Raw genomic sequence first — 21,963 nt, 5'->3', positions numbered from 1 at the left:
CCTAAGGAGGCGTTTCTTCTCCGCGGCCCCCCACCGACTGTTTCACCCGAGCAGACTGGAACTCCTTGTCTTGCCTGCGGATGCGAGTGCTGCTCACGGTTCTCCTCTCAATCGCGGCTTGTGCGTTGGTGTTGGCGACTGGAGAGAAGAGCACCGAGCGTTTCACGACCCACATCGGTTCGCGGTTGCCGCCAGCAGAGCTGGGTTGCGTCCAGTCAGGGCACGTTCAAACCGATGAGGGGCGCCGGCTGAAGGTTTTCAAGTGTCCGGTTTGAGGTTGGTCAGGCAAGGGTGATTGAACCCGCTGCACCTCCATGACCAAAAGATTGAACAGTGATGCCGCACGGACAGTCGGCAGCGCAGAACAAAAGAATCAGTCAGCAGTCGCCAGCAAAACGCCCTTCGTAGAAAAAAGCTGAGAAGCTGACGACGAATTTGTGCTGATCCCATGTTTGGTCTGTTTCAGAAGAAGCCCGAGGTCTGCAACGTTCTTGGTGATTCCATCACCCTGCGCCTCACCGCTGAGCAAACCGATGGGAAGTACAGCGTTGCTGAGTTCGCGACCCCTGGCGGAGTCGGTCAGCCTCCCCACACCCATGCCTGGGACGAAACCTATCTGGTGCTGGAAGGAGAGTTGAACCTCAACATCAATGGCCAGCCAACCGTTGTAGGAACAGGCGGTTGCTATCAGGTCAAAGCCGGTGTGGTCCATGCCCCCACCCCCAACGGTGACTTCTGCCGTTACGTCATGGTCGGCCAGCCTGGCGGCGTTGAGTCTGTCTTCAAGAGCCTTAAGGCGAACCAGAAGGACCTCAGTGATATGGGCAAGGTTGTCGAGATCGTGACCAAGGAAGGGGTCAACATCGCTGGTTGATTAACGAGCGGTGCTCGCATTCAGAAGGGCGGCGGATCCTTTGATGGCCGCTCTTCCATCCACTCCCACGCTTTATCCGTAATGGCATCAAAATTTTTCCACGTTCATCATGAGTTCCGTGCTGGCAAAGCCCAGCAGTGGTGGGAGACAGCACAAGCGGCGATGGCGCCAGGTGGTGGCTGGGATGAGGCTGTAGCCAAAAACCTGGAGGCGGGCTTCTACAACCATTCGTTTTGTCCCATTGGCCCTGAGGGCCCTGCCTTTTGCATCTGGGAAGTCCGCGAGGGAATCACTGCAGAGGAATTCCAGGAATTCATCGATGGCCCCAATGGCGTGAACTTCGGATTGGGGGCATGGATGAACATCTGCCGGGAGATCAACGTTGAGATGGCAGGAACACCCCCTTACCCGAGGAAGTTCTGATATCGAATTGTCGACAGCCTCGGGGTGCTGATGTTTTCGCTATCCATCTCCCGACAAAAAATCACCCCGTCGGAAGACAGCGTTTTTCACTGCCTTATCAGCCGTTGGCCGGCTTGGTCAGCTTGTAGAGGTTCAAGGCGAAGAGGGCCATGCCGAAGCTGCCGAAGGCGATGAGCAGGTCTTGGGTGGTGAAGGCCACGGCTCTCGTTACAAAACTTTGTTGACTAATGTAACGGAGGCGCAGGACTGCGTCGTCAAGTCGTTCCGAGGGGGCTGTGGGCGGTCCTCTTTTTTTATGACCTACCCCTTTGGTGTCATCAAGACAGATCTCGAAAAAGCCTTCCGGTTTCCTGACGCTCCACCGCTTGAGCAGCCTCAGAAGCAAGATGCTGCCGAGCTGAGCGAGTCAGACCTGTCGACGGTTCTGTTTGAGCACCCAGGTGTCTGAGGCGTCCATACTCATGGCCCAGCAAGGGATTGACCCATGGCGGTGCTTGGACGTCAGGCCATTCTTCAAGCGGTTGGCGAGGGCCTGATCGCGATCACGCCCTTCAATGCCGACCATGTAGGGCCGGCATCGGTGGACCTCACCCTCGGCTCCACATTTCGGGTGTTCCGCAAGGTGCATGAAGTGATCGAGGTTCGCGATCACACCGACTACCGCGAATGCACCGACAAGCTGGAGATCCCTGAGGGCGGCCACATCCTGATCATGCCGGGGGAGACCGTGCTGGGGATCACCCGCGAACGGGTCAGGCTCGGGCCTGGCCTTTGCGGTTGGCTTGAGGGTCGCAGCCGCTTTGCTCGCCTGGGGCTGATGGTGCACATCAGTGCACCGTTCATGGGGCCGGGGATCGACAGTCAGCAGGTGCTGGAAATGAGCAACTTCGGTCCAGCTCCGCTGGCGGTGGTGCCGGGCACGCTGATCTGTCAGTTCATCTTTCAGCGCATGGATGGTGAAGAGCACTACGCCGGCCGCTTCGCTGGGCAGAGCCAGAGCAGTTTTTAGAGGTCTTCTTCGGCTTCTCCTTTGATCTGGCAATCACTTGTTGGGTAAGCCACGCAAAGCAGGGCAAATCCTTTGGCGATTTGTTCGTCGTCCAAAAAGCTCTGATCCGACTGATCCAGAGAGCCACTTGAGAGCTTGCCTGCGCAGGTGGAGCAGGCACCAGCTCGGCATGAATAGGGCAGATCAGCACCCGCTTCCTCTGCAGCATCAAGGATGTACTGATCGTCGGCACAGGCAAAGCTGGAAGAGCCTTCCGATGTGGTGATCGTGATTTGATACGAAGCCATTGGTTTCAATCAATGCATGCATCAATCAAAAATCCAATTGGATGCCTTCGCTGATGCATTCAAGGAAGACTTCGGGATCGATGTAGCAAGTCATACCGGATTGATTTTGATGTTCTTGATCACTGATTTTGCAGGTCAGATTGATTGCTGTTGAGGGTGTTTTGATTCAACCGCTCAACTCAGAAAACCCCGGTTGCACTCAGGCAAATCAGGGTTGTGGCGAGCAGCACCCAGCCCACCAGCTGAAGCCATTGCGTGAGTGGCGTTCCCATGGCTTGTCAGTCGAGTGGGTCGTCCCAAAGCGGTGGTTCATCAAATTCTTCCAACAGAGAGTTGGCTTCTAACTCCTTGCCAGCCAGCAGCAGTTGAATCACTTGATTCCAGATGAATCGAGTCAGGCGTTCTGCCTCCTTGCCCTGATGCCCGGTCTCGAACTTGATCGGAGGCACATCACTTGTGTCGTCGTGAAATCGTGAGATGAGCGACACAGGATTGGGCGCATCAACTGCTCCGTCGTAACTCTCCTGGTTCGACGGTTGACGTATCAACTGACTCCGTTTGTTCGCACACGTTGAAAGCCAAACAAGGCCTCGCCATGGGCAACCCAGCGGCGCATGCTCGAAGCATGCAAGCCAAAACATCGGAAGGCTTAGAGGTTCTCGCGGCTGTTGTTGTCACCGCCGGCTTGGTGGCGGGCAACCTCGTGTTGTTTTCGCCGTTGCGCGTGGACAACCGCGTGCCGCCTGCTCCGGCATCGCAAACCGCGGAACGCCCCTAGCGCCTGAACACACCGTTGCAGTCGCCTGGAGCAGGTTTCACAAAGCAGTGCTCCTCAACAGACCAGTACCCCAGAGCTGGAAAAGCCAGGCCTTGGGCCCGGGCTTCGGCGTTAACGGCATCAACGCCTCGGGCCTGGATCAGCACGTTTCCCTCGCCATCCACCAGGTCCAGGAAATCCATTTCCTCGGTCTCGGTCTCAGCCGTGGGGTTGGCATGCCCAAACAGGGGAACAACCACCAGCACACAGGCCATGAGTAAGGAGCGCAGCATCGGCCTGGAAAGGGGGAACGAAGGATGAGTTGAATCAGCCGGCTTGATGGGCGGCGAGGGCACGCACCACGTCGCCCCGGGTGATCACGCCGACGGGGCATTGGTTGCCGTCCAGAACAAACAGGCGTTGCGTGCCCCGTTCATGCAGCTGGGATGCCGCCTTGGGCAGCGCTAACGCCGTATCGCAGCTATGGGAGTCCTTGCGCATCAGATCGCTCACCTTGGTGCCGAGCACCTGGTGCACCTGCTTGTCCCAGTTCAAGGGATTGCGCAGGTAGATCACGCTGTCCAACAGCATCACGTAGGGGCCGGCATCAACACCGCTCTCCCGCACCATCAGATCCTGCTCCGTCAGCTCGCCGATCAGACGTCCCTCTGCATTCACCACCGGCAAACCACTCACGTGGTGGTCGCTGATCATCTGCACGGCCTGCTGCAACGGGGTGTCGGGCGTGACCGTCAGCACCGGCTGGGTCATCACATCAGCCACCGTCAGCTGCAGGACCATGATCAAGGTTCAGCTCCTCACATTCTGAGCGTTGTTTCTGTCCTTGCGTTCGATTGCCAACGGGCTCACCGTGGCACGAGCCGTTGCCGGTTTCCCGCTGATCCTTGCCCTGCAGTTCGGCTGGCAGGGCTGGGCCTGGTGGTTGCTGCTGCTGGCCGGGTTCAGTGATGCAGCCGATGGCTGGCTGGCCCGGCGCGCCGGGGGTGGCAGCAGCTGGGGCGCTCGCCTCGACCCCCTTACCGACAAGGTGCTGATCGCGGCACCGTTGCTCTGGCTGGCGTCGTCGGCTGTGCTGCCGCTCTGGGCGGTTTGGTTGTTGCTGGCCCGTGAATTGCTGATCTCGGGTTGGCGGTCTCAGGCCAGTGATGGTGGGCCGGCTTCGCTGTCGGGCAAAGCCAAGACAATCCTTCAGTTCCTCAGCCTGCTGCTGATGCTCTGGCCCTCCGGCTGGATCGCTGCTGCCGGGCTTCAGAGCCTGGGCTGGTGGCTGTTCTGGCCCTCCCTCGCCCTGGCTCTGAGCTCAGCTCTGGGCTACATCACGCCCCGATCAGCGCCTCGTCAGAACTGAAGTCTGGCGCTGCGGTTGGGTTCAGGGCGTAGTCGTTGCTGTAGCTGTCGGCCAGGCCCTTCGCCAGGTCGAAGCTGGGTTGCCAGGCCAGTTCGCGTTCCACCCGGGTGATGTCGGTGAGGAAGTGATTGAGCCGCAGCGGGAAGGCCTTACGCGCCTTGGGGTCCAGGTCGCTGGGGTTGAAGCTGCGCAGTTCGAGGCCATCGGGATCGCGGCCGCAGGCCACGGCGGCGGCGCGGATCAGGCCCCGGAAGCTGATGCCCTGCTTGCCGGAGCAGTTGTAGATGCGATTGGCGGCAGCATCCACCTCGATGCAACGGGCCATCGCTTCCGCCAGATCCTCCACATGGCCCAGTTGGGTGATCGTGCTGCCGTCACCGGGCAGCGGAATCGGGCGGTTGTGAACGATGCGATCGAAGAACCAGCGTTCCACCGGGTTGTAGTTGCCCGGTCCATAGATGTAGGTGGGCCGGAAGCTGGTGAAGGGGATGCCTTCCTTGCGCAGCCAGGCCTCGGTGTCGGCCTTGCCGGCGTGACGGCTCTGCGGATCGGTGGGGCTGGATTCATCCAGGGGCCACTGCTCCGAATCGGCGTACACCCCGGCTGAGCTCACATACACAAAGCGATGGCTGGGGGCCCCGGTGATGGCCACCACCCGGCTGCTGTCCTCCTGCTTGCGTCCGGAGCTGTCGACGATCACATCGAAGCTGCGGCCCTGCAGCGCGCTGAGACCTTCATCGCTGCTGCGATCGCCACACAGGTGTTCCACGCCGGCGGGGACGGGGTTCTTGCCGCGGGTGAACAGGGTGAGTGCATGGCCCTGGGCCTGCAGGCGGGCCACCAGGGGCCGGCCCACGAAGCGGGTTCCCCCCATCACCAGGATCTTCATGCAGTTGGGCCCGAAAAGCGCAGCCATTGAAGCGTGGCGCTGCAGGATGGAGGGTCTCTGGTCCGACCCCGATGGAGATCATTCCCGCCATTGATTTGCTCGATGGAGCCTGTGTTCGGCTTCACCAGGGGGATTACGACCAGGTGACCCGATTCAGTGAGGATCCTGTGGCGCAGGCCCTCAGCTGGCAGAGCCAGGGGGCAACCCGTTTGCACCTGGTGGATCTCGATGGCGCCAAACGGGGTGAGCCGATCAATGACGCAGCGGTGCGGGCCATCACCGCCGCCCTCGACATCCCTGTTCAGCTCGGTGGTGGTGTGCGCTCGCTCGAGCGCGCCGAAGAATTGATCGCCTGTGGCCTGGATCGGGTCATCCTCGGCACGGTGGCGATTGAACAGCCGGAGTTGGTTCAGGAGTTGGCCCAACGCCATCCCGGCCGCATCGTGGTGGGCATTGATGCCAACGATGGCCGGGTGGCCACCCGGGGCTGGATCGAGCAGAGCGATGTTCTGGCCACCGATCTGGCCAAGCAGTTCAGTGCCGCCGGCATCGCGGCGATCATCACCACCGACATCGCCACCGATGGCACCCTCGCCGGCCCCAACCTTGAGGCCCTGCGAACCATGGCGCAGTGCAGCGCCGTTCCGGTGATCGCCTCCGGTGGCATCGGCTGCATGGCCGACCTCCTCTCGCTCCTGCCCCTGGAGCCCCTTGGTGTGACGGGGGTGATCGTTGGCCGAGCCCTCTACGACGGCCGTGTCGACCTGGCGGAGGCCATCGCCGCGTTGGGTGAGGCAAGGCTTCAAGACGTCACCGCCGTGGCGGCAGACATCGCCTGAGCTGGCCTAGGGCCTTATGGTTGAAGAAGCAGGCACCTTCTGTGGTAAGTGCAGCCGCTGGCAAGAGCAGCACGCCGTCCCCCGCGGGCAGCTTGCAGGAGGTGTTTGAGCAGTGCCGGCGGTTGGGGATGCGCCTCAGCCGTCAGCGGCGCATGGTGCTCGACCTGCTCTGGAGCGAGAAGAGCCACCTCAGCGCCCGCGACATCTTCGAACGGCTGAATTTGAGGGGCCGCAGCATCGGCCACACCTCGGTGTATCAGAACCTCGAAGCCCTGCAGTCGGCTGGGGTGATCGAGTGTCTCGACCGCGCCAGTGGTCGCCTCTACGGCTACCGCAGTGATCCCCACAGCCATCTCACCTGTATGGACAGCGGTTCGATCGAAGACATCGACGTTGTTCTTCCCGACGACCTGTTGCGTCAGATCGAACAGCGCACCGGCTTTCGCATTGAGTCGTACACCCTGCAATTGAACGGTCGGCGCACCCTGGAGAACTGAGCAGAAGCTCGTTACCTTGAGCCCAACTGTTTCGGGTTCAATCCTTGGTCTCCCCTTCGCCGGTGCGGATGTTGCTACTCGCTCCGGATTTGCTCGGGGAGTCGCTGGCGCTGAAACTCACCTCCTCCCGGGACGATTGGGAGGTGGTGCTTCGCCCTGAGCGCCTGACGGGTGCCCCGGCGTTGGTGATCTGGTCGATCGACAGCGTGGCCTCATTGGCGTCGCTTCAGCAGGAGCTGTTCGCTCTGCAGGAGCGCTGGCAGCCCGCCCCGGTGCTGCTGCTGCTGCCCAGCGAGTTACGCCTGTCTCGGGAGCAGCTGCTGGAGCTGCCCGCGGCCGGCCTGCTGCAGAACGTCGATGCCCAGGGCCTGCAGAACGCCATCGAAACCCTGTTGCAGGGCGGACGGGACATTCGCCTGGAGGCTGCGCCGGAGACGCCAAGCCAGCAGCAGACCATGGGCCTGGGCCAGTGGCTGCTGGTGAGTGGCCTGCAGCAGGTGAGCCGGGACCTGCAACGGGTGGAGGCCCTGCTCAATCCACCCCCGGAGCAGCCGTTGCTGTTCCTGCTGCTGCAGGGGCGCCGCCGTGAATTGCGCTTCGCCAAGGGCTTGCTGCTTTGGCTATGGGGGCCACTGCAGATGGGCCTCGAGCATGCAGAACCCCTGGGCCCCTCCGTCTCCAGCGATGGATCACCCACCACCACGGCGATCAGCCTGCGCGAACGCAATGCCGTTGCTGTTTGGGATGCCATCCGCGACCGCATCGATGCATCGGTTCAGGCTGGATTGACCAATTCCACCGGCCGTTTGCTGGCAATTGAGGGCCTGCACCCGGATCGTCGCCGGGAGTTGCTGCTGGCCCTGTTGCAACAGCTTGATCAGGTCTTGCAGCGCCTGCGCAGCCGCCAGGACGCCACGGCGATCGCTCAGGTCTGGGATTCGTTGCAGCCCGAGTTGCGCCAGCAGGCCCTCACCGCCCTGGCCGGCAGTTACGTCCAGATCCCCTGCGACGGCGAGCTGCAGCCGGTGGTGGCTTCGCTGCTCAGCCGCGCTGATCTCACCGGCGCCGACGGCGAGCTGCCCGATCCAACCGGAATGCTGGCGCCGCTGGTGGCCGATCAACCGATGCTGGTGAACGGCCTGCTGCTGCCGGCCGATGACCCCAGGGCCTTCCTGCAACTGGAAACCCTGGTGAGCAATTGGCTGGTGAGGACGGCGGAACTGATTGGTGCCGAATTGCTCGATGCCTGTGGTGACTGGCCGGAGCTGCGCCGTTACCTGCTGCGGGACCCCCTCCTGGCCACCCGGGAACTCGACCGGCTCAGGAACCGCTTGAACACCCAGCTGCGTTGGGCGGATTGGGTGGAGCGCCCCATTCAGCTCTACGAAAGCCAGCGCACCCTGTTTCAGTTGCGCTCCGGTCGCATCGAACCGCTGCTGCTGACGGAGCCCCGCGACAAGGAGCTCAATCAGCTGGGTTGGTGGCAGCGGCAGGTGGCCTTGCTCCTGGAAGCCCGGGATGCCATCGCACCCCAGGTGCAGGCCCTGGTGCGCCGCATCGGCGACCTTGCCGTGATCCTGCTCACCCAGGTGCTGGGGCGCGCTATCGGTCTGGTGGGGCGGGGCATTGCCCAGGGCATGGGACGCAGCTTCGGCCGCGGTTAGGCCCCTGGGTCCACAATGGCGATCCGCTGCTTCGGCTTGATGCTTGCTTTGGTGCGCTGTCTGATCACCGTTTCGATCGCGCTGCTGCTCCATGTCGCACCAGCCGCCGCTGTGTTGAACAGCGACAGCTACGACGGCAACATCTATGCCCTCTACGCCGGCAATGGCTCGTTGGTTCCCCCCGCCAGCACCCTGGAGGAGTCCCTCGCTGAGGGACGCACGGCCGTGATCGTCTACTACCTGGATGACAGCGCCGTGAGCAAACGCTTCGCTCCTGTGGTGTCGGAACTGCAACGGCTGTGGGGCCGCAGCATCGATCTGCTTCCCCTCTCCACCGATCCGCTGCAGGGCCGTGAAGCGCTGGGGGCCGGAGATCCAGCCACCTATTGGTCCGGAACCATTCCGCAGGTGGTGGTGATCGGCACCGATGGCCGGGTTGTGCTTGATCAGAACGGTCAGGTTCCCCTGGCGGCGATCAACGACGCCATCAGCGCCTCCACCGGTCTTCCCGCTCCGGATCTGGGACGCATTGATCAGGAAGGCAGCTTCAACGAAGTGAACATCGAAGTCACCGCCAACTGAGACGCCCACCGCCATGGCGCCTACGCTGCCGGCCAGTTGTCCCGGTCGCTGAGCCGGATCCGCTGTGTCGCTGCTGCTTGCTCCGCTCGGCCTAGGACTTGCTGTGGCCTGGCTGGAGCTCCGCCATCGCCTCAGACCCGCCTCACCGTTGCGGATGACGCCTCGCGACTGGCGGGTTGATGATCTGGGCGGGCGGCTCCGTATCGAGGGGGTGCTGGAGATCAGCAACCCCCACCCCCGCATGGAGATTTTTGTGCCGGAGCTGCGGGTCGATCCCGTGCTGCTGGGGTCCTCTGATCCCGCCGGCCTGGAGGTGACAACGCGGATCATTGCCGACCATCCCGACGAGGAGACCCGCGCAGACGGCTACTGGGCGGCCTACATCGTCAAAGGACGCAAAACCACGCGTGCCCGGGTCTCGATCGAGATCACCGGCCCGACCCCATCCGCTCGGGTCGACAGCCTCTGGGTGGATGCCCACTGGGTGAATTACGGACCCTTCGGTCGCCTGCAGCGCCGTCAGGGCGTGCTGGTGCCCTTGAGCCGTCCCCAACCCCTGCAGCCCGATCAAGCCCACTTCCGCCAGGGGGAAGGCTGCCGCGTCTTGCCGCTGCGCACCCACCTGCTCGGTCCCTTGGACGACGCCATCGACGTCCTGCGCACCTACGCCGCTGATCTGGTGCAGCCCGGCGACATCCTCACCATCGGCGAGACCCCCGTGGCTGTGATCCAGGGTCGCTACCGCCATCCCAGTGAGGTGGAGCCCGGCATGGTGGCGCGCCTGGCCTGCCGTGTGTTTCACCCCACCAGCAGCCTGGCCACGGCCTGCGGGATGCAGACCTTGATCGATCTGGTGGGGCCCACCCGGGTGCTGGCCGCCTGGCTGGGGGGGCTGCTGATGAAGCTGGTGGGCATCCCCGGTGGCTTCTATCGCCTCGCCGGTGATCAGGCTCGCTTGATCGACGACATCACCGGCACCACACCGCCCTATGACCAGACCATTGTTCTGGGGCCATCCCGGGCTGAGCAGTTCTGTCGTGATGCTTCTGCCGAACTCGGGGTCGACGTTGCCATCGTTGACGTCAACGACCTTGGCCGAGTGAAGGTGCTGGCCTCCAGCCCCGGCTGTGATGAGGGCTTGCTGGGCCGGGCCCTGCGTCCCAATCCCGCCGGCAATGCCAATGAGCGCACCCCCCTGGTGTTGGTGCGGCCAGGCCTGGAATGAGCGATACATTGTGAGCAGTTGGAGTTGGAGGGTGTCCGGTGACAGAACCCAAGACCACCTCCATCCGCATTGAGCCCCTCAATCCGGCCCACCTGGCCCAGTGGGTTCAGGATGCGCCGATCGATCAGCTCTCACGGTTTCAGGGGTTTCTGATCGGTGAATGGCTCTCCAGGGTCGAGCAACGCTTTCCCGATCTGCTCCCCAGCCGCTCGCCCCGTTGCCTGATGGCCCTCGCGGGGGATCGCCCGGTGGCCAGTGTGGTGGCCCGGCCGTTCAACCGCCGCGGCAGCTGCTGGATCCTTCATCTGCCGGAGCTGCTGGGCCCGCTGGACGATTACAGCCATCGCACCATTCAGCAGTCCCTGCTTCAGCAGGCTCTGCAGTCCTGGACGGCCCAGATCTGCAGCTGGGTGATCCGCTGCCCGGCCACCGATGCCGATGCCATTGCTCTGCTGCGGGAGCTGGGCTTTCAACCGCTTCGTCCGTACCAGTGCTGGTGTCCACCAGGGGCTGGGGTTGATCCACATGGCACCGATCAGTTGCCAGGGGGTCTGCGCTGGGCGGCCTTGAACCGCCGCACCGCCCAATTGCTCTGGCCGATCGAGCAGGGGGGCAGCCACAGCCACCTGCGTCAGATCACCGACCGCCATTGGCTGGATCTGCTGGACCGCAACGGCCCCGGCTGCGGCGTGCTGATGGCTGGAGATGCTGTGTTGGCCGGCTGCATCCGCCTTCCCGATGCGGGAGAGGCCGGGTTCCTGGAACTGATGCGCGACGTTGCCTGGGATCCCCGGCTGGATCAGGCCCTTCCCCAGGTTTTGAACGGGATCCTTCAGCGCGGCCGCCCCCGCGGGCTGCTCACGGCCTTTGACGATGCCCCCCTCAGCCTGATCCTGGAGGCGGAGGGCTGGACCCGTGGCGACGAGCAGCTGCTGCTCGGACGCAGCATGTGGCGGCGTCAGTCACCCCAGCGCAACCTGCAGCTGACCCGATCGCTCGATCAGGTGCTGGGCCGATTGCGGCCCCAGGGCACACCCTTGCCTACACCAAGCCTGGGTGATCGGCACTGATGCGGCCGCGTCCCTGTTCGATCCTCAGCCTCGATGTGGGCCGGCGGCGCATCGGCCTGGCCGGCTGCGATGCCCTGGGCATCAGCGTCACGCCCCTCGCTGCCCTGCGTCGTGGTCGCTTTGATGCGGATTTGGTGGTTCTGCGGGCCCACTGCCGTGAACGGTCGGTGCAGGGGCTCGTGGTGGGTTTGCCTCTGGATGCCGCGGGCCAGCCTACGGCCCAGGCGGAGCATTGCCAGCGTTACGGCCTACGGCTGGCTGCCGCCCTCGATCTGCCCTTGGCCTGGGTGAATGAACACAGCAGCACCTGGGCGGCCGGTGAACAGTTCGGGTTGACGGGCGATCGCAGCGGACGTCTGGACAGTGCAGCTGCTGCCCTGCTGCTGGAGCAATGGCTGGCGGAGGGTCCGGAGCTCAAACCGGCCCAACAGAGTGCGTCAAGGTCGGGCGCCGGGGCGGGCGATGGTGGATCCTGAGCCCAGTCAGAGCCGCGTCGATGTCTGAGTCGGGCCCCGGTAAGAGCAGCGATCACCCCACCCTGCTGGTCCGCGACCGCGAGGGCCATGATCTGCTGTGCTTCCTCGAGCATCTGATCCCCATCGAGGGGCAGGACTACGCCCTGCTCTCGCCGGTCGACACACCGGTGTCGCTGTTTCGGCTCAATGACGATGCAGAGCCGGTGCCGATCACGGAAGTCGCCAGCAGCGAGCCGATTCTCTCGGTGGCTGATGTGGTGCTCCAGGAGCACGACCTGGTTCTGGTGCGATCGGCGATCACCCTCACCGTCAGTGGTGAACTGGAGGAGCCGGATCAGGACGAGCTCGACGAGCTGGAAGAGGACGACGACGTTGATGAGGATGCTGAGACCTTTGAGCTGCTGGTGAGCTTCATGGTCGACGCGGAGGAATACGGCCTCTACATCCCCCTTGATCCGTTCCTGGTGTTGGTGCGGATGGTGGATGGCCAGGCGGTGCTGCTGAGCGACGATGAGCTCGACCGCGTTCAACCCCTGATTGAGGCGGAACTGGAGGAGCGTGAATGGCCGGATTGACGGCACAGCACTGGTTGACCCCCGATTGGGATCCCCACCTCACCATTGCCCAGCTTTCGCTGCCTCACCTCACGGCCCACGGCCTGAAGGCCGCCGTGGTCGATGTTGACCGCACCCTTCTGCCCGGTCGTGACGTGACCCTGCCAGGGCCGGTGCGCGACTGGCTGGTGGATGCCGGCCGCCGCCTGCAGTTGCATCTGTTCAGCAACAACCCCTCCCGCGACCGGATTGCTGCCGTGGCTGATCAGCTGCAGGTCAGCTTCACCTTTGGTGCCGGCAAGCCCCGCCGTGGCGCCCTGCGCAGCGTGGTTCGCGATCTCTCGCTGCCCCCGGAGGCGATCGCGATGATCGGCGACCGCCTGTTCACGGATGTGCTCTGCGGCAACCGGATGGGGCTTTACACAGTGTTGGTTCGCCCGGTTCGAGACGACGGAAAGCCCTGCCGCCATGACCGTGTTCAGCGGTTTGAACGCGCCATGGCCCGCGTGATGGGGGCGCCTTCAGCATGACCCTGTGGGTCGTGAAAATCGGCACCAGCCTGCTTCGGGGGGAGACCGCCAGCACGATTGATGGCTACGCCCGCTGCTTTGCAGGGGCCATGCACCGCGGTGACCAGGTGGTGCTGGTCACCAGTGGTGCCGTTGGCCTGGGCTGCCAAAAGTTGGCCCTCACCAACCGACCCGACACGGTGGTGGCCCTGCAGGCGGCTGCGGCCATCGGCCAGGGCGCACTGATGGCGCTGTACGAACGGGCCATGGAACGCCATGGTCGTTCCGTGGCGCAGGTGCTGTTAACCCGCTCCGACCTGGCCGATCGGCGTCGGTATCAGAACGCTTCGGGCACTTTGCGGCAGCTGCTGAGCTGGGGGGTGCTGCCGGTGATCAACGAGAACGATGCCCTTTCGCCGGCGGAGTTGCGCTTCGGCGACAACGACACCCTCTCGGCGTTGGTGGCCGCCGCCGTTGAAGCCCAGCAACTGATCCTGCTCACGGATGTTGATCGCCTCTATTCCTCGGATCCGCGGGTTGATGCCAACGCCGAACCGATCTCTGATGTTCGCCACCCCCGGGAGCTGGACTCGTTGGAACAGGGGGCCGGCGACGGGGGGCGCTGGGGCACCGGGGGCATGACCACGAAGCTGGCGGCAGCCCGCATCGCCACCGCCAGTGGCATCACCGTGCAGCTCGCCGATGGCCGCGACCCTGCTCGCCTCGAGGCTTTGCTGTTGGGCGAACGGGGGGGGACGGTGTTCCATCCCCACCCCGAACCCCTGGGCAACCGACGCAGTTGGCTGGCCCACGTGCTTCGGCCTGAGGGTGAACTGCAGCTGGATGCGGGGGCCTGTGCAGCGCTGCAGCACCGTGGTGCGTCCCTGCTGCTGGTGGGTGTGACGGCGGTGCGGGGTGAGTTCGCCGCCAATCAACCCGTTCAGTTGCTGGACCCCGATGGAGAGGACCTGGGCCGTGGCCTCTGTTCGATGGACAGCGACCAGCTGCGGGCCGCGATGAATGACCCATCGCCGGGGGAGTCCTCCCCGGTGGTGGTGCATCGCGATGGTCTGGTGCTTCGCAGCCGTTAACCACGTCTACGATCCGCCGGACTGCCCTGGCCTCCATGCGTTTCAGCACCCTGATCAAGGTTCTGCAGACCGGTGATGCAGGTCTGCGTTGGAGCCAGCCGGGCTTGGACCCATGGCTTGAGGGTGCCGCTTCACTCGATCAGGCCTCAGCCGCGCAGCTCAGCTTTCTGGAGAAGGGCAACGCCCTCACCGCGGCCTTGGGCGCCAGCGGTGTGGGTGCCCTTTTGCTGCCCGACCAACAGGATCTGATTGATCTGGCCTCGAAGCGTGGCATCGCCTTTGCGGTCTTCGCGGATCCGCGTCTGGCCTTTGCTGAAGCCCTCGATCAGTTGAATCCCCGCCGCCGGCCCTTGGCGGAGATTCACCCTTCGGCGGTGATCGATGAACGGGCTGTGGTGGGCCCCGGCACAGCGGTGGGCCCGCGGGTCTGCATCGGGGAGGGAAGCCGTCTTGGTGCCGACTGCATCGTTCACCCCGGGGTGGTGATCTACGACAACGTGGTGGTGGGTGATGGCTGCGAGTTGCATGCCAATGCCGTGCTCCACCCCGGCAGCCGTCTCGGGCGTGGTTGTGTGGTGAACTCCAATGCCGTTGTCGGCTCTGAGGGCTTTGGCTTCGTGCCGACGGCCAAGGGCTGGCGAAAAATGCCGCAGACCGGCCAGGTGGTTCTTGAAGACGGCGTTGAGGTGGGTAGCGGTACCACCATTGATCGCCCTTCCGTCGGCGAGACCCGCATTGGTGCCGGCACCAAGATCGACAACCTTGTGCAGATCGGCCATGGCGTCACCACCGGCCGTGGCTGTGCCTTCGCCTCCCAGGTGGGCATCGCCGGTGGCGCCCACATCGGTCAGGGGGTGATCCTGGCGGGCCAGGTGGGGGTCGCCAATCGTGTTGTCGTCGGCGATCGCGTCATCGCCAGCTCCAAGACCGGCATTCACGCTGATGTGGCCCCCGGAGAGGTGGTGAGTGGTTTTCCCGCGATTCCGAATCGCCTCTGGCTGCGATGTGCCTCCACCTTCAGCAAGCTGCCGGAGATGGCCAAGACCCTGCGGGAGCTCAAGCGGGACACCCCTCAGTAACCTCAGCGGTCGACCTGCCGCACCGCACCGTCATGGCTCAGCACCGCGTTGTTCTCCTGCCCGGTGATGGCATCGGCCCCGAGATCACCGCTGTTGCCCGTCAGCTGCTGGAGGTGGTGAGCCAGCGCCATGGCTTTTCGCTGAGCTTCGAGGAGCAGCCGATCGGTGGTAGCGCCATCGATGCCACCGGTGAGCCGTTGCCCGCCAGCACCCTCGAAGCCTGCAAGGCAGCCGATGCGGTGTTGCTGGCCGCCATCGGCAGCCCACGTTTCGACAGCCTTCCCCGAGAGAAACGCCCGGAAACCGGCCTGCTTGGCCTGCGCGCCGGCATGGAGCTGTTTGCCAATCTGCGGCCGGTGAAGATTGTTCCGGCCCTCATCGATGCCAGCAGCCTCAAGCGTGAGGTGATCGAGGGGGTGGACCTGATGGTGGTGCGGGAACTCACCGGGGGGATCTACTTCGGTCAGCCCAAGGGACGAATTGAGACCGAGACGGACGAGCGCGGCTTCAACACCATGACCTACTCCGCCTCGGAGGTGGATCGGATCGCGAAGGTGGCCTTTGAGATCGCCCAGGAGCGGCGGGGCCGGCTCTGCTCGGTGGACAAGGCAAATGTGCTCGATGTGAGCCAGCTCTGGCGGGACCGCGTGGATGCCATGGCGCCCAGCTACGGCGCTGTGGAGGTGAGCCACATGTATGTGGACAACGCGGCGATGCAGCTGGTGCGTGATCCCCGCCAGTTCGATGTGCTGCTCACCGGCAACCTCTTCGGCGACATTCTCAGCGACGAGGCCGCGATGCTCACCGGCTCCATCGGCATGCTGCCCTCCGCCTCCCTCGGCAGTGAGGGCCCGGGGTTGTTTGAGCCTGTGCACGGTTCAGCCCCCGACATCGCCGGCCAGGACAAGGCCAATCCCATGGCCATGGTGCTGTCGGCCGCAATGATGCTGCGCATCGGCCTCAAGCAGGCCGCGGCTGCCGATGATCTTGAGGCTGCTGTGGATGCCGTTCTGGCCGGTGGCTTCCGCACCGGTGATCTCATGGCAGAAGGCTGCACCCAGCTGGGTTGTCGCGCCATGGGTGAGCAATTGCTCAAAGCTCTGTAAGCCAGAGATTGGTGCAATCGGGCCCTGATCTGGCAGGATCGCCGGGCCCGTAGTCCCTGCGTCGATGTCGAAGCGTCATCCGGTTGTCGCTGTTACCGGTTCTTCCGGAGCTGGAACCAGCACCGTCAAGCGCGCCTTCGAGCACATCTTTGCGAGGGAAGGCATTACCCCTGCAGTGGTGGAAGGCGACAGCTACCACCGCTACGAGCGGATGCCCATGAAACAGGCCATGGCGGATGCCCTGGCCAAGGGTGAGAACTTCTCCCACTTCGGCCCTGAGGCCAACCTCTTCGACAAGCTCGAGGAACTGTTCCGCACCTATGGCGAAACCGGTGCTGGTCAGAAGCGCTACTACCTCCACAGCGTTGAAGAAGCGGCTGAACACAATGCCCGTCTTGGCGTCAACCTCGAGCCGGGTCAGTTCACGCCTTGGGAAGACATCCCGACCGGCACTGACGTTCTGTTCTACGAAGGCCTCCACGGCGGTGTGAAGGGCGAGGGCTACGACGTGGCCGCCCTGGCCGACCTCCTGGTGGGTGTGGTGCCGATCACCAACCTTGAGTGGATTCAGAAGATCCACCGCGACAACGCTGAGCGTGGTTATTCCGCTGAAGCGATCGTTGACACGATCCTGCGCCGGATGCCTGATTACATCAATCACATCTGCCCGCAGTTCAGCCAGACCGACATCAACTTCCAGCGTGTTCCCACTGTGGACACCTCCAACCCCTTCATCTGCCGGAACATCCCGACCCCGGATGAAAGCTTCGTGATCATCCACTTCCGCAAGGGAGCTCGCGAGAAGTGGGGAATCGACTTCGGTTACCTGCTGAACATGATCCACGATTCCTTCATGTCCAGCCCCACCAGCATCGTGGTGAACGGCGGCAAGATGGGCTTCGCCATGGAACTGATCCTCACTCCGATCATTCACCGCATGATCGAAGAGAAGAACAAGCTCAGCTGATCGCTTCTCCCACTAACAATCGTCTCTACAATGGGCCCATCTGAGTGATCAGGTGGGCTCTATTTCTTTGTCAACGCCCTCCTTTGAAATCCGCGGAGCCTCGGGGGCGCCCTCGACGCCCCGCTGGGATCGCATTGACAGCCGCTCGCTGATCGCCCAGGCCCGTCGCATTTATTTCGCCTATCTCTCCAGCACTCCTGCGGGGCAGGAGCCTCTCGGTGTGGTCGTGGATCCGCAGGAACCCGATGGCCGCGTGGTCTTCGAGACCCCTGTTCTTCTGCCGGACGAAGAGTTCATTGCCATCGATCTGATCCGGGGACGCACGAGCCGCGGTCGGACCCGATGGAAGGGTTGATCCTGGCTTGGGCCGGCCTGCTGGGCGCCTGCGTCGGCAGCTTCACCAACGTGGTGGCCTGGCGCTTGCCCCGCCAGGAATCGGTGGTCTTTCCCGGCAGCCACTGCCCCAAATGCGGCCATGCCATCCGCTGGCATGACAATCTCCCGTTGCTCGGTTGGCTGCTGCTGAGGGGCCGCTGCCGCGACTGTGATGCAGCGATCAGCTGGCGTTATCCCTCCGTGGAGGCCCTGAGTGCCGGCCTCTGGATCTCGGCGCTGTTGGTGTGGCCTGGTGCTGGTGGGGGGCTGCCTGATCTCTGGCTCCCCTGGGCTGGTCTCCCCCTGATCGCGCTGCTATTGCCGCTGGTGTTGATCGATTTGGATCACCTTTGGCTGCCGGAGCCCCTGTGCCGCTGGGGGGTGGTGCTGGGCCTGCTCGTCAGCACGGCTGCTGGCATTCCTGTTCTGGCCAGCCATTTGATCGCTGCGGTGCTGGCCCTGCTGCTGTTGGAAGGTCTCAGTGCCCTGGCCGAACGGTTGTTGGGACAGCCTGCGCTGGGCCTGGGCGATGCCAAGTTGGCGGCGCTGGGTGGGGCATGGCTGGGCCCCGGGGGCATCGCAGCGGCCATGGCCCTTGCGGTTGTCTCGGGAGCTTTGGTTGGAAGCGCCGCTCGCCTCAGTGGCCGGTTGGGCCCCAGGGAACCGTTCCCCTTTGGTCCCTTCATTGCCCTGGGCATTTGGCTGGTCTGGTTGACCGGTCCGCAGTGGTGGTGGAGCACCTGGGTGATGCTGTTGGGCGCTTGATTCCCCAGCGTCTCTTCCCAGTCCGGCTTTTAATGGTGTGAGCTGACAGCCCTGTGTGTCTCTGTTCGATTGGTTTGCTGATCGCCGCAAGGGTCAGTACGTCGCCAACATCAAGCAGGAACCCGATGAAGGCGATGGGCTGTGGAGCAAATGCCCGGAGTGTGGTCAGGTCGTTTATCTCAAAGACCTGAAACTCAACGCCAGTGTTTGCGCCAACTGCGGCCATCACCACCGGATCGACAGTGCTGAGCGCATCGCACTGATTGCTGACCCCGACAGCTTCCAGGTGCTGAATGCGGATCTGTCACCGGTGGATCCCCTCGGATTCAAAGACCGGCGCGCCTACGCCGACCGGCTGAGGGAAAGTCAGGCCTCAACGGGGCTGCGGGATGGTGTGGTCACCGGGCTCTGCCGGGTGGAAGGCATCCCCATGGGCTTGGCAGCGATGGACTTCCGCTTCATGGGGGGATCGATGGGCTCGGTGGTCGGGGAGAAAATCACCCGTCTGATCGAGGAGTCCACCGCCCGCAAGCTGCCGCTGCTGATCGTTTGTGCCTCCGGCGGTGCCCGGATGCAGGAGGGGATGCTCAGCCTGATGCAGATGGCGAAGATCTCCGGAGCGCTGGAACGCCACCGCGAAGCCGAGCTGCTCTACATGCCCTTGCTCACCCACCCCACCACGGGGGGTGTGACCGCCAGTTTCGCCATGCTGGGCGACCTGATCCTGGCGGAACCGAAGGCGTTGATTGGTTTTGCTGGGCGCCGGGTGATCGAGCAGACCCTGCGGGAGAAGCTGCCCGACAATTTCCAGACGGCTGAATACCTGCAGGAGCACGGCTTCGTGGACACGATCGTTCCCCGCACCCAGCTGCGCTCCACCCTGGCCAATCTTCTGCGCCTGCACGGCTGCAAACCGATGGAGCTCACCAGCGCATGATCCGAGCTGGTTGTGTGCTGATCCTGGCTTTGGTCTGTTGGGTCGCCCCCGTGCTGGCGGGTCCCGTGGAATGGATTGAGGTGCCTGCCACCGACGCGGGCCAGCAGTGGTGGGATCGCGGCAGTGTGCGCATCGATCGGGATGGATACCGAACCGTGCTCAGCCGCTTCACCCCAGCGGCCACTGAAGCTGGAGAGCAGCCCTCCGGCGAGCTCTATGTGATGCAGCTGGACTGCTCCCAGGAGCTGTATCGCGACAAACAGGTGAATGGTCTGCCGCGTTTTCGTGCCCAATGGCAGCCTGCCGGGGATGACGGGCTGATCACCTCCGTGATTGAGGCTGTCTGCACCGAACCCCTCCCCAGCTGAGATGTCCCCACAACCCCTTGGTGTTGCCGTCGCCGGTCTCGGCTTCGGGGAGAAGGTGCACCTGCCGGCTCTTGCAGCAGCAACTGATCTTGAGGCGGTGGCGCTTTGGCACCCGCGCCAGGAGCGCTTGGATGCCGCCACAGCCGCCCATGGCTTGAAGGGATTCAGTAACTGGGATGCCCTGCTGGCTGATCCCGCGGTGGACGCGATGATCATTGCCACCCCACCGGCTCCTCGCTTCGACCTGGCCCGTCGGGCCCTGGAGGCAGGCAAGCACCTGTTGCTGGAGAAGCCCATCGCGCTGCATGCCGATCAAGCCCGCGAGCTGCAGCGGCTGGCCCTGGCACGGGGGCTGTCGGTGGCTGTGGATTACGAATACCGCGCTGTTCCCCTGTTCATGCAGGCCGCACGCCTTCTGCAGGCCGGTGCTGTCGGCACGCCCTGGCTGGTGAAGCTCGACTGGTTGATGGGCAGCCGTGCCGATCCCCAGCGCGGCTGGAACTGGTATGCCCAGGCGGATCAGGGCGGCGGTGTGATCGGAGCCCTCGGAACCCATGCCATGGACATGCTGGCCTGGCTGATCGGTCCCCTGGGGGCCGTTCAGGCCCTGAACAGCGTTTCGATCAAGCAACGCCCCCACCCAGAGGGTGGCCTGGCCGCCGTGGATGCCCCCGATGTGTCGCTGCTGCAGACCGTGGCCCATTGGCAGGGAAGGCAGGACCTGCCGGTGCCGGCGCAGGTCAGCCTAAGTTCCGTGTCGCGCAACGGACGCGGGTTCTGCCTGGATGTGGTGGGGTCGTCGGGATCGCTGCTGCTCAGCAGCACCAATCAGAAGGACTACGTCCACGGCTTTGAGCTTCAGCACGCCCCGCTCGGTGAGCCCTTCCGCGCCGTGGAAGCTGATGCCGATTTCGCCTTCCCTGAAACCTGGTCGGATGGCCGCATCGCCCCTGTGGCCAGGGTGCTGAGCTGGTGGGCCGAGAGCATCCGTAGTGGGCGACCGATGCTGCCTGGACTGGCCGAGGGCGTGGCCAGTCGTGTGGCCTGCGATCAAGCAGCAGGCGGCACATTGGATCTTGCGTAACACGCGGTAAAATTGCCGGCGATTCGTCTTTGACGACCCCAACCCTCCGAGGATTTATCCATGGCGCTCGTTCCGCTTCGGCTCCTGCTCGACCACGCCGCTGAGAACGGCTACGGCATTCCTGCGTTCAACGTGAACAATCTGGAGCAGGTCCAGGCCATCATGGAAGCGGCTGACGAGACCGACAGCCCTGTGATCCTCCAGGCCTCCCGCGGCGCTCGCAGCTACGCCGGTGAGATCTTCCTGCGTCACCTGATCCTGGCCGCGACCGAGACCTATCCCCACATTCCCGTGGTGATGCACCAGGACCACGGCAACGCACCTGACACTTGCTACTCCGCTGCCATCAACGGTTTCACCTCCGTGATGATGGACGGTTCCCTGGAAGCCGACGCCAAGACACCCGCCAGCTACGACTACAACGTCAACGTCACCAAGCAGGTGGTGGACTTCGCCCACTCCGTCGGTGTGAGCGTTGAGGGTGAGCTGGGTTGCCTGGGCTCCCTGGAAACCGGCAAGGGTGAAGCCGAAGACGGCCACGGTTTCGAAGGCGAGCTGTCCAAGGACATGCTGCTCACCGATCCCGCTGAGGCTGCCGACTTCGTCGCCAAGACCAAGTGCGACGCCCTGGCCATCGCCATCGGCACCAGCCACGGCGCTTACAAGTTCACCCGCAAGCCCACGGGTGAAGTGCTGGCCATCAGCCGCATCGCTGAGATCCACAAAGCCATCCCCAACACCCACCTGGTGATGCACGGCTCCTCCTCCGTTCCCCAGGAATGGCTGGAGATGATCAACAAGCACGGTGGTGCTATCCCCGAGACCTACGGCGTTCCCGTCGAGGAAATCCAGGAAGGCATCCGCAACGGTGTGCGCAAGGTGAACATCGACACCGACAACCGTCTCGCCTTCACCGCTGCTGTGCGTGAAGCGGCCATGGCCGATCCTTCCAACTTCGACCCCCGCCACTTCAACAAGCCGGCTCGCAAGTACATGAAGCAGGTCTGCCTGGACCGTTACCAGCAGTTCTGGGCTGCCGGCAACGCCAGCAAGATCCAGCAGCAGAGCATCACCTACTACGCCGGCCTCTACGCCAAGGGTGCTCTCGATCCCAAGGCTGCCGTCGCTGCCTGACCATCACGATCAATCGATCACTCGCTGGGGGCC

29 protein-coding genes are annotated in these 21,963 nt (G+C 63.6%); 24 read left to right on the top strand and 5 right to left on the bottom strand.

Translation table 11 applies throughout. From position 1 onward, the window contains the following. Window positions 1-448 precede the first annotated feature (448 nt). The 3 genes from SynM161_RS08295 to dcd all read left to right on the top strand — a co-directional run bounded on the left by SynM161_RS08295 (window position 449) and on the right by dcd (window position 2,306). Complete coding sequence (locus SynM161_RS08295; protein WP_186540829.1) at window positions 449-874, top strand: cupin domain-containing protein; 426 nt, start codon at window positions 449-451, stop codon at window positions 872-874. Between the two features lie 81 nt (window positions 875-955). After that, window positions 956-1,297 (top strand): hypothetical protein, encoded by a 342-nt coding sequence (locus SynM161_RS08290; protein ID WP_038023460.1) that lies wholly within the window; start codon window positions 956-958, stop codon window positions 1,295-1,297. Window positions 1,298-1,781: 484 nt separating this feature from the next. Continuing rightward, on the top strand, window positions 1,782-2,306 hold the full coding sequence (dcd, locus tag SynM161_RS08285) for a dCTP deaminase (RefSeq protein ID WP_186540828.1): 525 nt from the start codon (window positions 1,782-1,784) through the stop codon (window positions 2,304-2,306). Here dcd and SynM161_RS08280 read toward each other — a convergent pair. Beyond that, window positions 2,303-2,593, bottom strand: coding sequence for a 2Fe-2S iron-sulfur cluster-binding protein (locus tag SynM161_RS08280; protein WP_025362165.1), 291 nt, complete (start codon window positions 2,591-2,593; stop codon window positions 2,303-2,305). The two genes, dcd and SynM161_RS08280, sit on opposite strands and share 4 nt — an antisense overlap. A 278-nt stretch (window positions 2,594-2,871) precedes the next feature. Further along, window positions 2,872-3,081, bottom strand: a complete 210-nt coding sequence (locus SynM161_RS08275; protein WP_186540827.1) for a hypothetical protein — start codon at window positions 3,079-3,081, stop codon at window positions 2,872-2,874. A gap of 137 nt (window positions 3,082-3,218) precedes the next feature. Between SynM161_RS08275 and SynM161_RS08270 the strand changes: the two genes are divergently transcribed. Continuing rightward, window positions 3,219-3,371 carry a hypothetical protein gene (locus SynM161_RS08270; protein WP_170951377.1) on the top strand — a complete coding sequence of 51 codons (153 nt, stop codon included), beginning with the start codon at window positions 3,219-3,221 and terminating at the stop codon, window positions 3,369-3,371. Here SynM161_RS08270 and SynM161_RS08265 read toward each other — a convergent pair. Together SynM161_RS08265 and SynM161_RS08260 are read right to left on the bottom strand one after the other, a co-directional pair. Further along, complete coding sequence (locus SynM161_RS08265; RefSeq protein WP_186540826.1) at window positions 3,368-3,643, bottom strand: hypothetical protein; 276 nt, start codon at window positions 3,641-3,643, stop codon at window positions 3,368-3,370. The genes SynM161_RS08270 and SynM161_RS08265 overlap by 4 nt on opposite strands. A 34-nt stretch (window positions 3,644-3,677) precedes the next feature. Then, complete coding sequence (locus SynM161_RS08260; RefSeq protein ID WP_186540824.1) at window positions 3,678-4,151, bottom strand: CBS domain-containing protein; 474 nt, start codon at window positions 4,149-4,151, stop codon at window positions 3,678-3,680. Window positions 4,152-4,182: 31 nt separating this feature from the next. On the opposite strand from SynM161_RS08260, the gene SynM161_RS08255 reads away from it, so the two are divergent. Next, window positions 4,183-4,719, top strand: a complete 537-nt coding sequence (locus tag SynM161_RS08255; RefSeq protein ID WP_186510169.1) for a CDP-alcohol phosphatidyltransferase family protein — start codon at window positions 4,183-4,185, stop codon at window positions 4,717-4,719. Here the strand turns inward: SynM161_RS08255 and SynM161_RS08250 are convergent. Continuing rightward, window positions 4,688-5,608 carry an NAD-dependent epimerase/dehydratase family protein gene (locus tag SynM161_RS08250; protein WP_186540822.1) on the bottom strand — a complete coding sequence of 307 codons (921 nt, stop codon included), beginning with the start codon at window positions 5,606-5,608 and terminating at the stop codon, window positions 4,688-4,690. The genes SynM161_RS08255 and SynM161_RS08250 overlap by 32 nt on opposite strands. 71 nt (window positions 5,609-5,679) lie before the next feature. Here SynM161_RS08250 and hisA point away from each other — a divergent pair, with 71 nt between their 5' ends. From hisA to fba, 19 genes are all read left to right on the top strand, one after another. Next, window positions 5,680-6,447: a 1-(5-phosphoribosyl)-5-[(5-phosphoribosylamino)methylideneamino]imidazole-4-carboxamide isomerase gene (gene hisA, locus SynM161_RS08245; protein WP_114987937.1), complete on the top strand. Its 768-nt coding sequence runs from the start codon at window positions 5,680-5,682 to the stop codon at window positions 6,445-6,447. Window positions 6,448-6,575: 128 nt separating this feature from the next. Further along, window positions 6,576-6,944: a Fur family transcriptional regulator gene (locus tag SynM161_RS08240; RefSeq protein WP_255441991.1), complete on the top strand. Its 369-nt coding sequence runs from the start codon at window positions 6,576-6,578 to the stop codon at window positions 6,942-6,944. 68 nt (window positions 6,945-7,012) lie between these two features. Next, window positions 7,013-8,608: a DUF3685 domain-containing protein gene (locus tag SynM161_RS08235; RefSeq protein WP_186542620.1), complete on the top strand. Its 1,596-nt coding sequence runs from the start codon at window positions 7,013-7,015 to the stop codon at window positions 8,606-8,608. A gap of 15 nt (window positions 8,609-8,623) precedes the next feature. Further along, window positions 8,624-9,190, top strand: coding sequence for a thylakoid membrane photosystem I accumulation factor (locus SynM161_RS08230; RefSeq protein ID WP_186497352.1), 567 nt, complete (start codon window positions 8,624-8,626; stop codon window positions 9,188-9,190). A gap of 64 nt (window positions 9,191-9,254) precedes the next feature. Further along, a complete protein-coding gene (locus SynM161_RS08225; protein WP_186540820.1) occupies window positions 9,255-10,415 on the top strand; it encodes a F420-0:Gamma-glutamyl ligase in 1,161 nt (386 codons plus the stop codon). Window positions 10,416-10,453: 38 nt separating this feature from the next. Further along, complete coding sequence (locus SynM161_RS08220) at window positions 10,454-11,485, top strand: hypothetical protein (RefSeq protein ID WP_186540819.1); 1,032 nt, start codon at window positions 10,454-10,456, stop codon at window positions 11,483-11,485. Beyond that, window positions 11,485-11,961 (top strand): Holliday junction resolvase RuvX, encoded by a 477-nt coding sequence (gene ruvX, locus SynM161_RS08215; protein ID WP_115132089.1) that lies wholly within the window; start codon window positions 11,485-11,487, stop codon window positions 11,959-11,961. Before SynM161_RS08220 ends, ruvX begins: the two co-directional genes overlap by 1 nt. 20 nt (window positions 11,962-11,981) lie before the next feature. Then, on the top strand, window positions 11,982-12,536 hold the full coding sequence (locus SynM161_RS08210; RefSeq protein WP_115009429.1) for a DUF3727 domain-containing protein: 555 nt from the start codon (window positions 11,982-11,984) through the stop codon (window positions 12,534-12,536). Beyond that, complete coding sequence (locus SynM161_RS08205; protein ID WP_186540818.1) at window positions 12,524-13,045, top strand: YqeG family HAD IIIA-type phosphatase; 522 nt, start codon at window positions 12,524-12,526, stop codon at window positions 13,043-13,045. Before SynM161_RS08210 ends, SynM161_RS08205 begins: the two co-directional genes overlap by 13 nt. Further along, window positions 13,042-14,115, top strand: coding sequence for a glutamate 5-kinase (gene proB, locus SynM161_RS08200; protein ID WP_186540817.1), 1,074 nt, complete (start codon window positions 13,042-13,044; stop codon window positions 14,113-14,115). Before SynM161_RS08205 ends, proB begins: the two co-directional genes overlap by 4 nt. A gap of 35 nt (window positions 14,116-14,150) precedes the next feature. Beyond that, the gene (lpxD, locus tag SynM161_RS08195) at window positions 14,151-15,194 is read left to right on the top strand and encodes a UDP-3-O-(3-hydroxymyristoyl)glucosamine N-acyltransferase (RefSeq protein WP_186540816.1); all 1,044 of its coding nucleotides are present in this window, start codon (window positions 14,151-14,153) and stop codon (window positions 15,192-15,194) included. A 32-nt stretch (window positions 15,195-15,226) separates the two neighbouring features. Beyond that, on the top strand, window positions 15,227-16,300 hold the full coding sequence (gene leuB / locus SynM161_RS08190) for a 3-isopropylmalate dehydrogenase (protein WP_186540815.1): 1,074 nt from the start codon (window positions 15,227-15,229) through the stop codon (window positions 16,298-16,300). Between the two features lie 64 nt (window positions 16,301-16,364). Next, the gene (locus SynM161_RS08185; RefSeq protein ID WP_114987927.1) at window positions 16,365-17,267 is read left to right on the top strand and encodes a phosphoribulokinase; all 903 of its coding nucleotides are present in this window, start codon (window positions 16,365-16,367) and stop codon (window positions 17,265-17,267) included. Between the two features lie 67 nt (window positions 17,268-17,334). Then, entirely contained in the window at window positions 17,335-17,622 is a 288-nt protein-coding gene (locus tag SynM161_RS08180) for a hypothetical protein (protein WP_115132082.1), read from the top strand. Then, entirely contained in the window at window positions 17,610-18,407 is a 798-nt protein-coding gene (locus tag SynM161_RS08175; protein WP_186540814.1) for an A24 family peptidase, read from the top strand. Before SynM161_RS08180 ends, SynM161_RS08175 begins: the two co-directional genes overlap by 13 nt. A 55-nt stretch (window positions 18,408-18,462) precedes the next feature. Continuing rightward, entirely contained in the window at window positions 18,463-19,344 is an 882-nt protein-coding gene (gene accD, locus SynM161_RS08170) for an acetyl-CoA carboxylase, carboxyltransferase subunit beta (RefSeq protein ID WP_186540812.1), read from the top strand. Beyond that, entirely contained in the window at window positions 19,341-19,712 is a 372-nt protein-coding gene (locus SynM161_RS08165) for a hypothetical protein (RefSeq protein ID WP_186540811.1), read from the top strand. The genes accD and SynM161_RS08165 overlap by 4 nt, the downstream gene beginning before the upstream one ends. Before the next feature lies 1 nt (window position 19,713). Further along, the gene (locus tag SynM161_RS08160) at window positions 19,714-20,796 is read left to right on the top strand and encodes a Gfo/Idh/MocA family protein (protein ID WP_186540809.1); all 1,083 of its coding nucleotides are present in this window, start codon (window positions 19,714-19,716) and stop codon (window positions 20,794-20,796) included. A 60-nt stretch (window positions 20,797-20,856) separates the two neighbouring features. Next, window positions 20,857-21,930 (top strand): class II fructose-bisphosphate aldolase, encoded by a 1,074-nt coding sequence (gene fba / locus SynM161_RS08155; protein ID WP_114987921.1) that lies wholly within the window; start codon window positions 20,857-20,859, stop codon window positions 21,928-21,930. Window positions 21,931-21,963 lie beyond the last annotated feature (33 nt).

It is taken from the genome of Synechococcus sp. M16.1 (genome assembly GCF_014279895.1).
Classification (GTDB): domain Bacteria; phylum Cyanobacteriota; class Cyanobacteriia; order PCC-6307; family Cyanobiaceae; genus Parasynechococcus.
This window is presented reverse-complemented; position numbering and strand designations above follow the sequence as displayed.

What these genes read in the sequence shown, in the direction of transcription:
- SynM161_RS08230 (WP_186497352.1), top strand. Translation starts at nt 8,624, where the DNA reads ATGGCGATCCGCTGCTTCGGCTTGATGCTTGCTTTGGTGCGCTGTCTG.
- SynM161_RS08210 (WP_115009429.1), top strand. Translation starts at nt 11,982, where the DNA reads ATGTCTGAGTCGGGCCCCGGTAAGAGCAGCGATCACCCCACCCTGCTG.
- lpxD (WP_186540816.1), top strand. Translation starts at nt 14,151, where the DNA reads ATGCGTTTCAGCACCCTGATCAAGGTTCTGCAGACCGGTGATGCAGGT.
- SynM161_RS08160 (WP_186540809.1), top strand. Translation starts at nt 19,714, where the DNA reads ATGTCCCCACAACCCCTTGGTGTTGCCGTCGCCGGTCTCGGCTTCGGG.
- SynM161_RS08185 (WP_114987927.1), top strand. Translation starts at nt 16,365, where the DNA reads ATGTCGAAGCGTCATCCGGTTGTCGCTGTTACCGGTTCTTCCGGAGCT.
- dcd (WP_186540828.1), top strand. Translation starts at nt 1,782, where the DNA reads ATGGCGGTGCTTGGACGTCAGGCCATTCTTCAAGCGGTTGGCGAGGGC.
- SynM161_RS08165 (WP_186540811.1), top strand. Translation starts at nt 19,341, where the DNA reads ATGATCCGAGCTGGTTGTGTGCTGATCCTGGCTTTGGTCTGTTGGGTC.
- SynM161_RS08290 (WP_038023460.1), top strand. Translation starts at nt 956, where the DNA reads ATGGCATCAAAATTTTTCCACGTTCATCATGAGTTCCGTGCTGGCAAA.
- SynM161_RS08270 (WP_170951377.1), top strand. Translation starts at nt 3,219, where the DNA reads ATGCAAGCCAAAACATCGGAAGGCTTAGAGGTTCTCGCGGCTGTTGTT.
- SynM161_RS08260 (WP_186540824.1), bottom strand. Translation starts at nt 4,151, where the DNA reads ATGGTCCTGCAGCTGACGGTGGCTGATGTGATGACCCAGCCGGTGCTG.
- SynM161_RS08205 (WP_186540818.1), top strand. Translation starts at nt 12,524, where the DNA reads ATGGCCGGATTGACGGCACAGCACTGGTTGACCCCCGATTGGGATCCC.
- fba (WP_114987921.1), top strand. Translation starts at nt 20,857, where the DNA reads ATGGCGCTCGTTCCGCTTCGGCTCCTGCTCGACCACGCCGCTGAGAAC.
- ruvX (WP_115132089.1), top strand. Translation starts at nt 11,485, where the DNA reads ATGCGGCCGCGTCCCTGTTCGATCCTCAGCCTCGATGTGGGCCGGCGG.
- SynM161_RS08175 (WP_186540814.1), top strand. Translation starts at nt 17,610, where the DNA reads ATGGAAGGGTTGATCCTGGCTTGGGCCGGCCTGCTGGGCGCCTGCGTC.
- SynM161_RS08295 (WP_186540829.1), top strand. Translation starts at nt 449, where the DNA reads ATGTTTGGTCTGTTTCAGAAGAAGCCCGAGGTCTGCAACGTTCTTGGT.
- SynM161_RS08280 (WP_025362165.1), bottom strand. Translation starts at nt 2,593, where the DNA reads ATGGCTTCGTATCAAATCACGATCACCACATCGGAAGGCTCTTCCAGC.
- SynM161_RS08235 (WP_186542620.1), top strand. Translation starts at nt 7,013, where the DNA reads ATGTTGCTACTCGCTCCGGATTTGCTCGGGGAGTCGCTGGCGCTGAAA.
- proB (WP_186540817.1), top strand. Translation starts at nt 13,042, where the DNA reads ATGACCCTGTGGGTCGTGAAAATCGGCACCAGCCTGCTTCGGGGGGAG.
- SynM161_RS08265 (WP_186540826.1), bottom strand. Translation starts at nt 3,643, where the DNA reads ATGCTGCGCTCCTTACTCATGGCCTGTGTGCTGGTGGTTGTTCCCCTG.
- leuB (WP_186540815.1), top strand. Translation starts at nt 15,227, where the DNA reads ATGGCTCAGCACCGCGTTGTTCTCCTGCCCGGTGATGGCATCGGCCCC.
- hisA (WP_114987937.1), top strand. Translation starts at nt 5,680, where the DNA reads ATGGAGATCATTCCCGCCATTGATTTGCTCGATGGAGCCTGTGTTCGG.
- SynM161_RS08240 (WP_255441991.1), top strand. Translation starts at nt 6,576, where the DNA reads ATGCGCCTCAGCCGTCAGCGGCGCATGGTGCTCGACCTGCTCTGGAGC.
- SynM161_RS08250 (WP_186540822.1), bottom strand. Translation starts at nt 5,608, where the DNA reads ATGAAGATCCTGGTGATGGGGGGAACCCGCTTCGTGGGCCGGCCCCTG.